The organism is Streptomyces sp. NPDC048415 (genome assembly GCF_040651675.1).
GTDB lineage: Bacteria > Actinomycetota > Actinomycetes > Streptomycetales > Streptomycetaceae > Streptomyces.
Window position 1 is genome coordinate 28592 of record NZ_JBEZKJ010000071.1, and the last position, 14502, is coordinate 43093.

The following is a 14502-nucleotide window of genomic DNA, read 5'->3' on the forward strand; positions in this document are numbered from 1 at the left end:
GGCCGCTCACCACGTCACGGGCAGGGCCTCGGGGCCCCGGATCAACGCGCCCTTCCTGAAGGGCACTTGATCCGGTGGTACGGCGAGCCGCAGCCCCGGCATCCGGTCCAGCAGCGCGTCGACCAACAGCTCGGACTCCAGCCTGGCGAGCATCCCGCCCGGGCAGTAGTGCGGGCCGAAGCCGAACGCCACATGCGGATTGGGGCTGCGTGAGAAGTCGATGGTCTCCGGGTCGGGGAAGACGTCCGGGTCGCGGTTCGCGGCCAGGTACGACACATAGATCGCGTCGCCCGCCCGGATCCGTACGCCCTTGATGTCGACGTCCTCCAGGGCGATCCGCGACAGCCCGACCGCGTTGCGGTGCGGGATGTAGCGCAGCAGCTCGTCGATGGCCTGCGGGCGGATCTCCGGCTCCGCCCGCAGCCGCTGTGCCAGCTCCGGGCGGGTCAGGAGGATGTAGAACAGCTGCCCGCTGTTGTTCGTGACCGCCTCGCCGCCGATCTGGAGGAGCACAGCGAGTCCGACGCCCTCCTCCAGCGTGATCTCGTCCTGGCCCACGGCGGCACCGAGCAGCGAGGTGACGTCCTCGCCGGTGCTGTCGGTCCGCTCGCCGATGAGCTTCGAGAAGTACGCGCCCATCTCGTCCTTGGCCTTCTCGCTGACCTCGGCGCCGTGCGAGGAGGACAGGATCAGCTGGGTCCAGGTGTGCAAGCTCTTCCGGTCGGCGGCCGGGACGCCCATCAGCTCGCAGACGACGGCGATGGGGAACGGGCTGAGGACGGTGTCCGTGAGGTCGGCGGGCGGCCCGTCCTGGAGCAGCTCGTCGATCAGCTCGTCGAGCATCCGGCGGGACTTCTCGCGCACCCGCTCCACGCCGCGCGCGGTGAAGGCGGCGGCCACCGAGCGCCGCAGCCGGGTGTGGTCGGGCGGGTCCAGGAAGCCGACCGCGCCCCGGGCCGGGATGAAGTGCGGGGCGAGCCGGGTGACCTGCTGGTCCATGACGGCCTCGCGGCTGAACCGGGCGTCGTTGGTCACCATGCGCACGTCGTCGTAGCGCGTCACCAGCCACGCCCAGCCCTCACCGTTGGGCAGCCCGATCCGGGTGACCGGGCCCTCACGCATCAGCTCGGTGAGGACCGGGTCGAACTCCACGCCGGACAGGTCGAGGGCGGCCCATGGGTGGGCGGGTGGGATGGCTTCCGTGAGTGTCTCTTCGATCATCCCGGTCACGCCGATTCGTTGTCGTTGTCGTGCCAGCGGCCCAGGGCCATCTCCGCCGTGATGCCGGGGCCGAAGCCCGCGAGCAGTCCGCGCGCGGCGTGCTCGGCGCCGCCTTCGTCGAACAGCCGGCGCAGCGCGTCCAGGACGACGGCGCTGGCGATGTTGCCGTACTCGGTGAGGGTGGCCCGGCTGAAACGGAAGGCCTCCGGCGGGACTTCGAGGTACTTGCTGAGGTCGTCGAGGATCCTGGGTCCGCCCGCGTGGATGATGTAGAAGTCCAGTTCGGAGGCGTCCCAGCCGTGCTGCCGTGCGAGGGCGTGGAGCGCTGGGGCGAGCGGCTCCATCGTCCCGGGCACCCGCTTGTCCAGCAGGAAGTGGAAGCCCGTGGCCCGGACGTCGTACATGATCCACTCTTCGGTCTTGGGGATCAGGTACGAGCCGTTGCGCTCCAGCTTGATGCCGGTGCCGCCCCTGCCGCGGACGACGGCGGCGGCGATGCCGTCGCCGAACAGGCCGTTGGAGAGCAGGGAGCCGACGCCGAGATCGGTCGGCTGGTAGCAGAGCGAGCAGAACTCGCAGGCCACGATGAGCGCGTTGGCGTCGGGGTACGCCTTACAGAAGTCGTGCGCCCGGTTGATCGCGGCACCGCCGGCCGCGCAGCCCAGCTGGGCTATGGGTATCTGCCGGGTGTCGCTGCCGAAGTCCATCGAGTTGATCAGCCAGGCCGTGAGCGAGGGCATCATGAACCCGGTGCACGACACGTAGATGATCACGTCGATGTCGGTTGTGAGCAGCTCGGCGTCGTCCAGCGCCCGCTGCACCACCGCGGGGACGCGGGCCTTGGCCTCGCTCTCGTAGACCTTGTTCCGCTCCTCGAAGCCCGGGTGTTTCAGCGTCTCCTCGATGGGCTGCACGATGTGCCTGGTGGCGACGCCGGTGTTCTCGATCAGGCGGAGCGCCAGAGGCAGTTGTGGGTGGTCGGCGTGATGGGAGCGGCACAGCTCCAGCGTCTCCTCCATCGTGATGACATGTTCCGGAACCGAGACCGAGGGTCTGCACAAAGTCGCCATGGAACGCGCCTTCTTTCCGCCGTCCGGGGAATTCTTCGTCCCCCGGTGGTCCACCTACGATCACCCGGCTGAGCGCGGATATCGCGTCGGATTACTCCATTCCGGGGAACTTTGTGATGGTGTGGGACCCTGGTGGAAAGGGCCCCGGGACCGCTGAACCGAAGGAGCGCGCGATGACGCGGACGGCCAGGGAACTGCTGGAGAGCACGACGGGAACACTCGCCCCGGACCCGCACGCCAACAGGCTTCTGCCCCTTATCGCCCGGGGCGCGGCGCGGCGCTCGACCCTTGCCGCGCTCGCCCTCGAACAGCGCCATGTGACCGCCGCGGACCGCCGGGCGTTCCTGCACCTGGCCGAGCGGTCGGCGACCGAACCCGGGGGCGCGGAGTTCTTCGCCACGCTCGCGGAGGGTGAGGCCCTGGCCCAGGATCGCCTGGGCGCGTACGCCGCGGCGGTAGGGGCCGACGAGGCGCAGGCGGCCGCCTACGAGCCGCTCGCGGACTGCCAGACCTATCCCGCGTACGTGGCCTGGCTCGCCCTGAACGGCGCACCGGTCGACGTCGTGCTGGCGCTCAGCGCGAACTTCACGGCGTGGGGCGGCTACTGCGCGACGATCGCCGAGGCCCTGCGCCGCCACTACGGCTTCGACGACGAGGCCTGCGGCTTCTTCGACTTCTTCGCCGAGCCCGCGCCGGAGCTGGAGCAGAAGGCGCTGGCCGCCGTGCAGGCGGGACTGGACGCAGGACAGGTCTCGCAAGACGCGGTCCATCGCTACGGTCGGCTGCTTCAGGCGTATGAGGCCAAGTTCTGGCACGCCCTGTGGGAACTGGACCAGCGGGTGGCCTGACGCGCGGTCAGTCCCCGGTCGTCCCGCTGCTGTGCGCGATGCAGGCCACGTCGATCCGGTCGGCGAGCTTGGCCAGTTCGATCGTGAGCGCGGCCACCGTGTCCTCGTCGAGACCGTCCTGGCCGGCCTCCACCAGATGGAGCCACCGGCCGCCCACCGTGCGCAGCAGCTTGCTGACGTCGGCGGCCGCCACCTGCAACGCGCCGCGGTCGTCCACGATCAGAGGCAGGGTCACTTCGCGGTTCACAGAGGGGATCGTAGCTGCGGAACGCTCACGCTCCGTGCCATACGGTGGTGATGTTGCAGAACTCGCGGATTCCGTGCCCCGACAGCTCACGCCCGTAGCCGGAGCGCTTGACCCCGCCGAAGGGGAATGCCGGATGTGACGCCGTCATCCCGTTGATGTACACGCCACCCGCCTCCAGGTCGCGCACGAACCGGTCCACCTCGGCCTCCTCGCGGGTCCAGACATTCGAACTCAGCCCGAAGGGGCTGTCGTTGGCGATGGCCACCGCCTCGTCCAGATCGGCCGCGCGGTAGAGCGTGGCGACGGGCCCGAAGGCCTCATCGTGGTGGATGCGCATCTCGGGGGTGATATCGGCGAGGACGGTGGGCGGGTAGTACCAGCCGGGCCGGTCGGGGCGTTCGCCGCCGCACAGCACCGTGGCACCGTTCTCCACCGCGTCGTCGACGAGTTCCTCCAGGTCGTCGCGGCCCTGCTTGCTGGAGAGCGGTCCGACCTCGGTGTCCTCCTCGAGCGGGTCGCCGATCTTGAGGGCCTTCATGCCCTCCGTGAAGCGCTGGGCGAAGTCGTCGAACACATCGGTGTGCACGATGAACCGCTTGGCGGCGATGCACGACTGCCCGTTGTTCTGCACGCGCGCCGTCACGGCGGTGCGCGCGGCCCGGTCGATGTCGGCCGACGGCATGACGACGAAGGGGTCGCTGCCGCCCAGCTCCAGGACCGTCTTCTTCACCTCGTCACCGCCGACCGAGGCGACCGACCGCCCGGCCGGTTCACTCCCGGTGAGCGTGGCCGCCTTGACGCGCGGGTCGCGCAGGACGTCCTCGACGGCGCCCGAGCCGATCAGCAGGGTCTGGAAACAGCCCTCGGGGAAGCCCGCCCTGCGGAACAGGTCCTCGAGGTAGAGAGCGGTCTGCGGCACGTTCGAGGCGTGCTTGAGCAGGCCCACGTTGCCCGCCATCAGCGCGGGCGCCGCGAACCGGACCACCTGCCAGAGCGGGAAGTTCCAGGGCATAACGGCCAGCACCGGGCCCAGCGGGCGGTAGCGCACCAGGACGCGGGAGGCCCCGGAGTCCTTGGCGTCCGATGTGGCGGGCTCCTCGTCGGCGAGCAGCTCCTGCGCGTGTTCGGCGTACCAGCGCATCGCCTTCGCGCACTTGGCTGCCTCCGCGCGGGCCTGCTTGACCGGCTTGCCCATCTCCGTGGTCATCACCCGGCCGATGTCGTCCTGCTCCTCCTCGAGCAGGTCGGCTGCCTTGTTCAGCAGCCGAGCCCGCTCGGCGAAGGAGGTGGTGCGATGGGTGCGGAACGCGGCCTCGGCGGCCGCGAGCCTGCGCTCGATCTCCTCGGCGCCCAGGGCGTCGTACGTCTTCAGCGTCTCGCCGTTCGCCGGGTTCACCGTCGCGATGGGCATGGCCGACCTCCTGAGAAGCGGGATGTTCCTCGACCCTCCCGTGCGGTGGGGTGCGGCGCAACGTGAGGGAGGCTCTCAGCCCGAGTGCTCCGTCAGCCGGTCGAGAAACTCCGCCTGGGCCTTCACGATCAGCGCCCGGGCCCGGTCCAGGTCGAGCCACTCCACGCGGTCCAGTTCGGGGAAGGACTGGCGCCGTCCCGACTTCGGTGGCCACTCCATCTCGAAGGTGCCGGGGACCATGGTCGCCGGGTCCAGGTCCGCCTCGATGGCCCAGGCCGTGACGATCTTGCCGTTGGTCTGGGTGACCTCGCCGAGCGGGATGGCCTCCCCGTCGGGCGGCGGCACCCCCAGCTCCTCCTGGAACTCGCGGCGCGCCGCGTCCCAGGAAGGTTCGTCGGGCTCGTACTCGCCCTTGGGGATGGTCCAGGCCCCGGCGTCGCGCCGCGTGAAGAACGGACCGCCCATATGGCCGAGCAAAACCTCCAGACCGTGGTCGGTGCGCCGGAACAACAGCAGTCCCGCACTGCGCTTCGCGCTCACCGGGCCACCTCCGGATGCGCGGCGAGCAGCGTCTCGACCGTGTCGGCCTCGGCCGGTGTCTTGTCCTCGCGGTAGCGCACGACGCGGGCGAAGCGGAGGGTGACACCGGCCGGGTAGCGGGTGGACCTCTGCAGACCGTCGTACGCGATCTCGACGACGAGTTCGGGCCGTACGGTCACCACATAGCCGTTGTCCTCGACGGCCAGCTCCCTCAGGCGTTCGGTCTGCCAGGTCAGCATCGCGTCGGTCATGCCCTTGAACGTCTTGCCGAGCATCGCGAACGAGCCGTCCGCGTCGCGCGCGCCGAGGTGCAGGTTGGACAGCTTGCCGGTGCGCCGTCCGTGGCCCCACTCGGCCGCCAGGACCACCAGGTCAAGGGTGTGCACGGGCTTGACCTTCAGCCACGAGGCACCGCGCCGGCCCGCGCTGTAGGGCGCGTCGAGGGCCTTGACCACGACACCCTCGTGGCCGCGTTCCAGCGTGTCGAGGAGGAACCGCTCCGCCTCGGGGAGGTCCTCGGGGCCGTGGGCGAGTGTGCGCCGCACCCGCATCGGCTCGGGCACCAGCCGCGCCAGCTCCGCGTGCCGCTCGGCGAACGGCAGGTCGAGCAGATCCTGCCCGTCGACGGAGAGCGCGTCGAAGAAGACGGGGGAGACGGGCACGGTCTTCGCGGCCGTCACCACGTCCACGCGCGAACCCACGCGTCCGGCGATCTCCTGGAAGGAACGCGGCCGTCCGCCCTCGTCCAGCGCGATCACCTCGCCGTCCAGAATGAACCGCTCGCCCTTCAACTCCAGCGCGGCCGAGGTGAGTTCGGGCAGCCGGTCGGTGATGTCGTCGAGGGTGCGGGTGTAGACGTGTACGTCGTCGCCGTCGCGGTGCAGCTGTACGCGGATGCCGTCGAGCTTCTCCTCGACGGCGCACACGCCCAGCTTGTCGACCGCCTCCGCCACGGACCCCGCCGTGTGCGCCAGCATCGGCAGCACCGGGCGGCCGACGGTGAGCCGGAAGCGGTCCAGGGCCGCCGGCCCCTCCGCGAGCAGCGCCCGCGCCACCGTCTGCAGCGAACCGGCGAGCATGACCGCCCGTCGTACGTCCGCGCCGGGCGAGCCCGTCGCCTCGGCAAGCCCCTCCACGGCGACCGCATCCAGCGCGCCCTGCCGTACCTCGCCGGTGATCAGCCCGTGCAGGAAGCGCTGCTCCTCCTCGGTGGCCGCCGCCATCAACTCACCCACCAGACGGGCGCGTTCCGCCTGCGAGCCGGAGCCGGAGACGGCCCCCAGGCCGCTGAGCCGGGCGTCCACCTCGCGCACGGTGAGGGTGGGCTCCGCGGCCGGGGCGACACGGCGGCTGAGCACCTTCCAGCCGATGCCGAGCCGCCCCTGCGGCAGGCGCCCCGCCAGATACGGGATCACGATCGGCACGTCGTCCGCCTCCGCGTCCCGGAACAGCTCCGCGAGCAGAGCGATCTTCCGGGACCGCGCCGAGGTGGCGGCGACCTCCTGGGACACATGGGCGAGCCTGCTCAGCAGCATGCAGCCATGGTGCAACGCGGACGCCCGGTCCACACCCGTACGGAAGGGGCCCGCGCCCTGGGCCTAGACCCGCCCCCGCGCGACGGCCGCGTCCAGGTCCGCGAAGAGCAGTTCGCCGTTGAGTGTGGCCGCCGCCCGGTATCCGCCGCTCGCCGCGTTGATGACCTGTTCCGCGAAACCGATCGCGTTGCCCGCCGCCCAGACGCCGGGCACGCTCGTCAGTCCCGTCGCGTCGACCACCGGATACGCGCCGAACGGTGTCTCGCGCAGCTCGGCGCCCAGCCGCTCCAGCAGACCGGTCCGCGGGACGGCCCGGGGCGAGACGAACAGCACCGAACGGTGGTGCGTGCTGCCGTCCGCGAGACGGACCCCGGTGAGCCGGTCGCCGTCGACCACCAGCTCCGTGACCTCACCGGGCACCACGTCCACCCCGGCCGCCACCAGCCGGCGCGCATCTTCGTCGGAGACCTCGTCCTCGCCCACCGTGTGCAGGAACAGCGTCACGTCCTTCGACCACTGCGACACCATCAGCGCCTGGTGCACACTCATCGCGGTACCGGCCAGCACGCCGAAGGCCTCGTCGCGGACCTCCCAGCCGTGGCAGTACGGGCAGTGCAACACGTCCCGCCCGAACCGCTCGGCGACGCCGGGCACCGACGGCAGCTCGTCGACCAGGCCGGTGGTGACGATCAGCCGGCGTCCGTGCACGGTCCGCCCGGCCGCGAGCGTGACGTCGAACTCACCCGCGCCGTCCCGGACCACGTCCACCGCACGGTCCCGGACGAGCTCGACCCCGTACCGCCCGACCTCCCGGCGGCCCTCGGCGAGGAACTCGGCGGGTGACATGCCGTCCCGTGTCAGATAGCCCTGCAGATGCGCGGCGGGCGCGTTGCGCGGCTCGCCCGCGTCGACGACCAGCGTGCGGCGCCGGGCCCGGCCGAGCACCAGCGCGGCGGACAGGCCTGCCGCGCCCCCGCCGACGACGACCGCTTCGTACGTCCCGGTCATGGTGACCTTCTCGGTCATGGTGACCACCTCCACCGAGAAGGTCGCCGACTCTGGCCGTATTGACAAACGTCTTTGCCGATTCTGCAATAGAGGTATGAGTGAGGACGCACAGACGCATGAGGTTCTGGCCGAGGTCGGGCCACGGCTGCGGCGGATCCGCAAGGAACGCGGCGCGACCCTGGCCGGCCTGTCCGAGGCCACCGGCATCTCCGTGAGCACGCTCTCGCGCCTGGAGTCCGGATTGCGCAAACCCAGCCTGGAGCTGCTGCTGCCGATCGCCCGGGCCCACCAGGTGCCGCTGGACGAACTGGTGGGCGCCCCGCCCGTCGGTGATCCACGGGTACGCGCCGAACCGATCGTGCGGCACGGGCGCACGCACTGGCCGCTCACCCGCCAGCCCGGCGGCCTCCAGGCCTACAAGGTGCTCGAGCCGCGGCGGAGGGCGGCGCCGGACCCGCGTACGCACGAGGGCTACGAGTGGCTGTATGTGCTCTCCGGGCGGCTGCGGCTGGTGCTCGGCGAGCACGACGTGGTGCTCGGGGCGGGGGAGGCGGCGGAGTTCGACACCCGCGTACCGCACTGGTTCGGGTCGACGGGGGAGGGACCCGTGGAATTCCTGAGCCTGTTCGGGCCGCAGGGGGAGCGGATGCATGTACGCGCGCGGCCGACGCGGCGTGGCGAAGACGACTGACATCAGCTGTTCCCAGGGGGGCAAGCGACCGCTTAGTATGCGAGCGACCCCGGTCCGACGACGCAGTCCCGTGGAGGCCCCGCATGCAGGCATGGCAAGTGCACCAGAACGGCGAGCCGGGCGAGGCGATGCGCCTCGAGGAGGTGGAGCGGCCGACGCCCGGTGACGGCCAGGTCCTGCTGAAGGTGCGCGCCGCGAACATCAACTTCCCGGACGTGCTGATGTGCCGCGGCCAGTACCAGGTCAGGCCGCCGCTGCCCTTCACGCCCGGCGTGGAGATCTGCGGCGAGACCGAGGACGGGCGGCGCGTGATCGCCAACCCCGCGCTGCCCTACGGCGGCTTCGCGGAGTACGCGATCGCGGACACCGCGGCTCTCCTGCCCGCGCCCGAGTCGCTGGACGACGCCGAGGCCGCGGCCCTGCACATCGGCTACCAGACCGGATGGTTCGGCCTGCACCGCCGGGCCCGTCTCGAAGCCGGTGAGACCCTGCTCGTCCACGCTGCCGCCGGAGGGGTCGGCAGCGCGGCCGTGCAGCTCGGGAAGGCCGCCGGCGCCACGGTCATCGGCGTCGTGGGCGGCGCCGGCAAGGCCGCGGTCGCCCGGGAGCTGGGCTGCGACGTGGTGATCGACCGGCGCGCCGAGGACGTCGTCGGCGCGGTCAAGGAGGCCACCGGCGGTCGGGGCGCCGACGTGATCTACGACCCCGTCGGCGGTGAGGCCTACACGCAGTCCGCGAAGGTCGTCGCCTTCGAGGGACGGATCGTCGTCGTGGGCTTCGCGAGCGGCGCGATCCCCAGCCCCGCGCTGAACCACGCCCTGGTCAAGAACTACGCGATCCTCGGCCTGCACTGGGGCCTGTACAACACCAAGAACCCGAAGCTGGTCCAGCACTGCCACGACCAGCTCACCGAGCTGGCCGCCCGCGGCGCGATCAAGCCGCTCGTGAGCGAGCGGGTGCCGCTGAGCGGTGCCGCCGCCGCCGTACAGCGGGTCGCCGACGGTGTCACCACCGGCCGGATCGCCGTGCTGCCCGCACTGGAGAACGGAGCCGCGGCATGACCCACGCAGCGCACAACAAGGGCGTGCCCGACGCAGCCGAACTGCTCCGCCGCACCCAGGAGCTGCTGGCCGCGCATCCGCCCGCGCGTACGGACCGGCTCGACTTCCTCAAGGCCCGTTTCGACGCGGGGCTCGCCTGGGTGCACTACCCCGAGGGCCTCGGCGGACTCGGCGCCCCGCGCACCCTCCAGGCCGTCGTAGACGCCGAGTTGGAGGCGGCGGGCGCCCCCGACAACGACCCGCGGCGCATCGGCATCGGCCTCGGCATGGCCGCGCCGACCATTCTCGGCTTCGGTACGCAGGAGCAGAAGCGGCGTTTCCTCAGGCCCCTGTGGGTCGGCGAGGAGGTCTGGTGCCAGCTCTTCAGCGAGCCCGGCGCCGGATCGGACCTCGCCGCGCTCGGCACGCGCGCCGTCCGTCAGGGCGACACCTGGGTGGTCAACGGGCAGAAGGTGTGGACCTCCAGCGCCCACGTCGCCCGGTGGGCGATCCTCATCGCCCGCACCGACCCGGACGTGCCCAAGCACCGCGGCATCACCTATTTCCTCTGCGACGTGACCGACCCGGGTGTCGAGGTGCGGCCGCTGCGCCAGATCACCGGCGAGGCCGAGTTCAACGAGGTCTTCCTCACCGACGTACGCATCCCCGACAGCCACCGCCTCGGCGAGACCGGCGACGGCTGGCGGGTCGCGCAGACCACGCTCATGAACGAGCGCGTGTCCATCGGCGGTATGCGCATCCCGCGCGAGGGAGGCATGATCGGCCCGGTCTCGAAGACCTGGCGCGAGCGCCCCGACCTGCGCACCCACGATCTGCACCAGCGGCTGCTGAAGCTGTGGGTCGAGGCCGAGGTCGCCCGGCTCTCCGGCGAGCGGCTGCGCCAGCAGCTCGTCGCGGGCCAGCCCGGCCACGAGGGCTCCGGGATGAAGCTCGGATTCGCCCGCCTCAATCAGGAGATCAGCGGCCTGGAGGTGGAACTCCTCGGTGAGGAGGGCCTGTTGTACGAGGACTGGACGATGCGCCGGCCGGAACTGGTCGACTTCACCGGCCGGGACGCCGGCTACCGCTACCTCCGTTCCAAGGGCAACAGCATCGAGGGCGGGACCAGCGAGGTCCTGCTGAACATCGTCGCCGAACGCGTCCTGGGACTGCCGTCCGAGCCGCGCACCGACAAGGACGTCGCATGGAAGGACCTCGCCCGATGAGCGATCTGCTGTACTCGGAGGAGGAAGAGGCGCTGCGCGCCGCCGTCCGTGACCTCCTCGCCGACCACTGCGACGCGGCGGGCGTCATCGCCCGTATCGGGTCGGACGCACCGCACGACCGTCAGTTGTGGAAGGCGCTCTCGGAGGGCATGGGCCTCGCGGGTCTCCTGGTGCCCGAGTCGCTGGGCGGCCAGGGCGCCACCCACCGCGAAGTCGCCGTCGTGCTCGAGGAGTTGGGCCGTGCGGTCGCTCCCGTGCCGTATCTGACGAGTGCCGTCGTCGCGACGGAGGCGCTGCTGGCCTGCGAGGGCGAGGAGGCCGCGGAGCTTTTGACGGCGCTGGCATCCGGACGGACGGTGGGCGCGCTCGCCGTCGCGCTGAGTGTCGGACCGGGCGGCGCCCACAAGGCCGTACGCCTCGAAGATGGCGCCCTGCACGGGGAGTTGACCGGTATCGCGGACGCGACCGCCGCCGATGTGCTGCTGGTTCCCGCCGAGGACGGTGGGCTGTACGCGGTCGACGCGGACGCCGTCACGATCACCGCGCAGGTGTCCCTGGACCCGACCCGCCCGGTCGCGCAGGTCACCTTCGACGGGGCGCGGGCGCGTCGTGTGACCCCCGACGCGCAGGCGGCCGTCTCCCGCGCCCTGCGGGCCGGCGCCGGACTGCTCGCCTCCGAGCAACTCGGCGTCGCCGACTGGTCATTGACGGAAACGGTGCGCTACCTGAAGGAGCGCAAGCAGTTCAACCGGCCCGTCGGCGGATTCCAAGCGCTCAAGCACCGGCTGGCCCAGCTGTGGCTGGAGGTCGTCAACACGCGTGCGGCGGCCCGCAATGCCGCCGACGCGCTCGCGACCGGCAGCTCGGACACCGACGTGGCGGTCGCCGTCGCCCAGGCGTACGCGGCAGGCGTCGCCGTGCACGCCGCCGAGGAAGCGGTGCAACTGCACGGCGGCATCGGTATGACGTGGGAGCACCCGGCGCACCTGTACCTGAAGCGGGCCAAGGCCGACTCGATCGCGTTCGGCACGGCGGGCGGTCACCGCGCGGCCCTGGCCGAACTGGTCGACCTTCAGGCACCCTGACGCCCAACCGGGAGAAGCCCGCCCCCACCTGGGGGCGGGCTTTTCGTCTGCCCTCCTCGGAAAACTCCTGCGCCCTGCTCCGAGACTCCTGCGCCCTGCGCCGAAGAAGTGAACGAACGACGGCTGTCCAGCCAACTCCCCGCACAGCACTGCTCCTTGAGGCCATGGCGGACCCATACTCGCTGGGGTCCCATACGGCACTTCCAGGGAGGCAGAGCATGGCCCTCACCACCCGTCGCGGAGCCCTCACCACCCTCGGCGCCGCCCTCGCGGGCTCGGTCGCCCTGCCCGCCGCACCAGCGATGGCGGGCGAGCGGAAACACGGCCCGCGCCCGCTGCGACGCGCCCACGCGCACAACGACTACGAGCACCCGCGCCCCCTGTCCGACGCCCTCGACCACCGCTTCGGCAGCGTCGAGGCCGACATCTACCTCGTCGGCGACCAGCTCCTCGTCGCCCACGACCCCGTCGAACTCGACCCGACCCGCACCCTCGAATCCCTCTACCTCGAACCCCTCACCGCCCGTGTCAAGGCGAACCACGGCTCGGTGTACCGGGGTTACCGCACGCCCCTGCAACTCCTCATCGACATCAAGACCGAGGGCTCCTCGACGTACCTCGCACTCGACCGCCATCTGCGCGCCTACCGGCACCTGTTCACCACCTACGCGCACGGCCGGGTGTACCCCGGCGCGATCACCGCCGTGATCTCCGGCGACCGCGCCGCCCGTACACCCATGGAGGCGCAGAGCGTACGGCGTGCCTTCTACGACGGCCGGCTCACCGACCTCGGCAGCACGGCACCTGCCTCCTTCATCCCGCTGATCAGCGACAACTGGACGCTCAACTTCAGCTGGCCGGGGGAGGGCCCGTTCCCCGACGCCGAACGGCAGAAGCTGCGCGGGATCATCGCCGCAGCCCACGCGCGGCGCCAGCAGGTCCGGTTCTGGGCGACGCCCGATCTGGCGGGCCCGGCCCGTGACGCGCTGTGGAGCGAGCTGCTCGCCGCCGACGTCGACTACGTCAACACGGACGACCTGGCCGGCCTCGAGACGTTCCTGGACGCCCACGACGCCCACGACCGGCCGTAGGAACCACTCGTTCGGAGGACACGTCAGCCGCCCGGATGAACCCTCCGCTACGCCACACTTGCGGCCGAACGCCGCGAAGCGGACGTGGCGGAGGAGGTTGACGATGGCCATTTCCATCTCTGTGGTGCTGCTGCTCCTGATCCTGGCGGTGGTCTTCCTGCGCAACGGCGCGCTGAAGATCTCCCACGCCCTGGTCTGCGTCCTGCTCGGCTTCTATCTGGCCAGCACGAGCATGGCCCCGACCATCCACAGCGGGCTCACCGCGACGGCGGACATCGTGAGCAGCCTGAGGCCGTGACATCACGGGCGTGAGAACACGCCGATGCCATTCGGGACGGGGCGTTCGGCGCCGCCGCTCGGATGGTTGAGGACGCTGACGGTGCTCGCGCCCGGCTCCCGGGCCACCATCGTGGTCGACCCGCCGCCGTCGAGGTCGAAGGCGTCCTGCGATCCCAACTGCCGCATGGCTCGTGCGACTTCGGCGATGGTCAGTCCACTGCGGAACTCGGGGGCGCCGTCCAGAGCCAGGAGCAGCAGGCGGTGCCCTTTGTCCGAGAAGCCCACAGCCGTCCGTACGGCCGAGGCCCTGTCGTCGAGACCGGGAAGCGGCTCGCCGTCGATGAGCACCGGGTAACCGCCGATCGCGAAGCCGTACGGGATCCCGGTGGCCTTGGCCACCAGACGGTGCCGGATCGTGACCTGCTCGCCGACGGACAGCTTCCGCAGCCGCTGGGCGCCGGTCTCGCGCCCCACCAGCACCGTGCTGCCCGGAGGGACGGGACCGCTGCCGGGTCTGTCGGCGGCCGACACGACCCGTCCGCCGGCGACCGTCACCTCATGGGTGTCGGTACTGCACGGCGCGGCCCGGTCGGCATCCGTGCCACACGTGGCGCGCACCCGGGACACGCTGCCCCAGTCCGAGGTGAACGCGCCGATGGACCCCTCCGGCAGCGCGTACTGATTGAGCCCGCCGAGCGGCCACTGCCCCTCGGCCCCGCTTACCGAACCATCGAGGGCCAGGCTGTCCAGCCGTGCCCTTTGGTCGACACCCACCCCGAACACGTCCTCGGTGGTCGTGCCGGGCGGCAGGGCCGGACCGAAACGCTGGCCGTCCGGCACCGCCGCCTTGAGCTCGTGGCCGCTCGCGATCGCCGGGCCCACGGTCGCCCCCGTCGCCTCGACGCCCGGGTGCTGGGTTTCCGTGATGTTGAAGAAGTCGCCGTTCACGCCGGCGACGGCACTCCGGGAGTCGGCGAGCCGGGAGACGGGCGCCCGGGACGCCACGGCTCCCGGGTGGAGGAGATCGACGCTCACCTGGGGGTTGCGCAGATCGACGCTCAGTACGTGGGCGTGCGCCACCCCCTTGGCCGCCGTGATGTCCAACTCGGTGTATTGGACGCCGGGCGCGATCCGGGTTTTGCGCTCCGCGCCGCTGGCCGGCGCCCCCCCCACCCGGGGCGCGCCCGCCCCCGCCCCCCCAGTGACCCAA

Annotated in this window: 15 protein-coding genes; 7 read left to right on the forward strand and 8 right to left on the reverse strand. The window is 71.4% G+C overall.

Translation table 11 applies throughout. The features are described from left to right. Positions 1-6 precede the first annotated feature (6 nt). A complete protein-coding gene (locus AB0D27_RS33265) occupies positions 7-1221 on the reverse strand; it encodes a cytochrome P450 (protein ID WP_362516126.1) in 1215 nt (404 codons plus the stop codon). A 5-nt stretch (positions 1222-1226) separates the two neighbouring features. After that, positions 1227-2291, reverse strand: a complete 1065-nt coding sequence (locus AB0D27_RS33270; protein WP_362516128.1) for a type III polyketide synthase — start codon at positions 2289-2291, stop codon at positions 1227-1229. A 173-nt stretch (positions 2292-2464) separates the two neighbouring features. Here AB0D27_RS33270 and AB0D27_RS33275 point away from each other — a divergent pair, with 173 nt between their 5' ends. Then, positions 2465-3139, forward strand: a complete 675-nt coding sequence (locus tag AB0D27_RS33275; RefSeq protein ID WP_362516130.1) for a transcriptional regulator — start codon at positions 2465-2467, stop codon at positions 3137-3139. Between the two features lie 7 nt (positions 3140-3146). On the opposite strand, the gene AB0D27_RS33280 is transcribed toward AB0D27_RS33275, so the two are convergent. The 5 genes from AB0D27_RS33280 to AB0D27_RS33300 all read right to left on the reverse strand — a co-directional run bounded on the left by AB0D27_RS33280 (position 3147) and on the right by AB0D27_RS33300 (position 7898). Then, positions 3147-3386 (reverse strand): DUF6213 family protein, encoded by a 240-nt coding sequence (locus AB0D27_RS33280; RefSeq protein ID WP_362516132.1) that lies wholly within the window; start codon positions 3384-3386, stop codon positions 3147-3149. Between the two features lie 25 nt (positions 3387-3411). Then, a complete protein-coding gene (locus tag AB0D27_RS33285; RefSeq protein ID WP_362516134.1) occupies positions 3412-4797 on the reverse strand; it encodes an NADP-dependent succinic semialdehyde dehydrogenase in 1386 nt (461 codons plus the stop codon). A gap of 75 nt (positions 4798-4872) precedes the next feature. Beyond that, positions 4873-5337, reverse strand: coding sequence for an NUDIX domain-containing protein (locus tag AB0D27_RS33290; RefSeq protein WP_362516135.1), 465 nt, complete (start codon positions 5335-5337; stop codon positions 4873-4875). Further along, the gene (locus AB0D27_RS33295; RefSeq protein WP_362516137.1) at positions 5334-6872 is read right to left on the reverse strand and encodes an ATP-dependent DNA ligase; all 1539 of its coding nucleotides are present in this window, start codon (positions 6870-6872) and stop codon (positions 5334-5336) included. The genes AB0D27_RS33290 and AB0D27_RS33295 overlap by 4 nt, the downstream gene beginning before the upstream one ends. A 63-nt stretch (positions 6873-6935) precedes the next feature. Next, positions 6936-7898: an NAD(P)/FAD-dependent oxidoreductase gene (locus AB0D27_RS33300; protein WP_362516139.1), complete on the reverse strand. Its 963-nt coding sequence runs from the start codon at positions 7896-7898 to the stop codon at positions 6936-6938. 76 nt (positions 7899-7974) lie between these two features. Between AB0D27_RS33300 and AB0D27_RS33305 the strand changes: the two genes are divergently transcribed. The 6 genes from AB0D27_RS33305 to AB0D27_RS33330 all read left to right on the forward strand — a co-directional run bounded on the left by AB0D27_RS33305 (position 7975) and on the right by AB0D27_RS33330 (position 13311). Continuing rightward, positions 7975-8571, forward strand: a complete 597-nt coding sequence (locus AB0D27_RS33305; protein WP_362516140.1) for an XRE family transcriptional regulator — start codon at positions 7975-7977, stop codon at positions 8569-8571. Between the two features lie 83 nt (positions 8572-8654). Beyond that, positions 8655-9632, forward strand: a complete 978-nt coding sequence (locus tag AB0D27_RS33310; RefSeq protein WP_362516142.1) for an NADPH:quinone oxidoreductase family protein — start codon at positions 8655-8657, stop codon at positions 9630-9632. 23 nt (positions 9633-9655) lie between these two features. Then, on the forward strand, positions 9656-10837 hold the full coding sequence (locus tag AB0D27_RS33315; protein ID WP_362516152.1) for an acyl-CoA dehydrogenase family protein: 1182 nt from the start codon (positions 9656-9658) through the stop codon (positions 10835-10837). Then, complete coding sequence (locus tag AB0D27_RS33320; RefSeq protein ID WP_362516144.1) at positions 10834-11922, forward strand: acyl-CoA dehydrogenase family protein; 1089 nt, start codon at positions 10834-10836, stop codon at positions 11920-11922. The genes AB0D27_RS33315 and AB0D27_RS33320 overlap by 4 nt, the downstream gene beginning before the upstream one ends. A gap of 218 nt (positions 11923-12140) precedes the next feature. Continuing rightward, on the forward strand, positions 12141-13013 hold the full coding sequence (locus AB0D27_RS33325) for a phosphatidylinositol-specific phospholipase C/glycerophosphodiester phosphodiesterase family protein (RefSeq protein ID WP_362516145.1): 873 nt from the start codon (positions 12141-12143) through the stop codon (positions 13011-13013). A gap of 103 nt (positions 13014-13116) precedes the next feature. Next, a complete protein-coding gene (locus AB0D27_RS33330; RefSeq protein ID WP_362516147.1) occupies positions 13117-13311 on the forward strand; it encodes a hypothetical protein in 195 nt (64 codons plus the stop codon). A gap of 2 nt (positions 13312-13313) precedes the next feature. Here AB0D27_RS33330 and AB0D27_RS33335 read toward each other — a convergent pair. Then, positions 13314-14502, reverse strand: a 1189-nt coding sequence (locus tag AB0D27_RS33335; protein WP_362516148.1) for a phosphodiester glycosidase family protein, incomplete at its 5' end; no start/stop codon positions are given.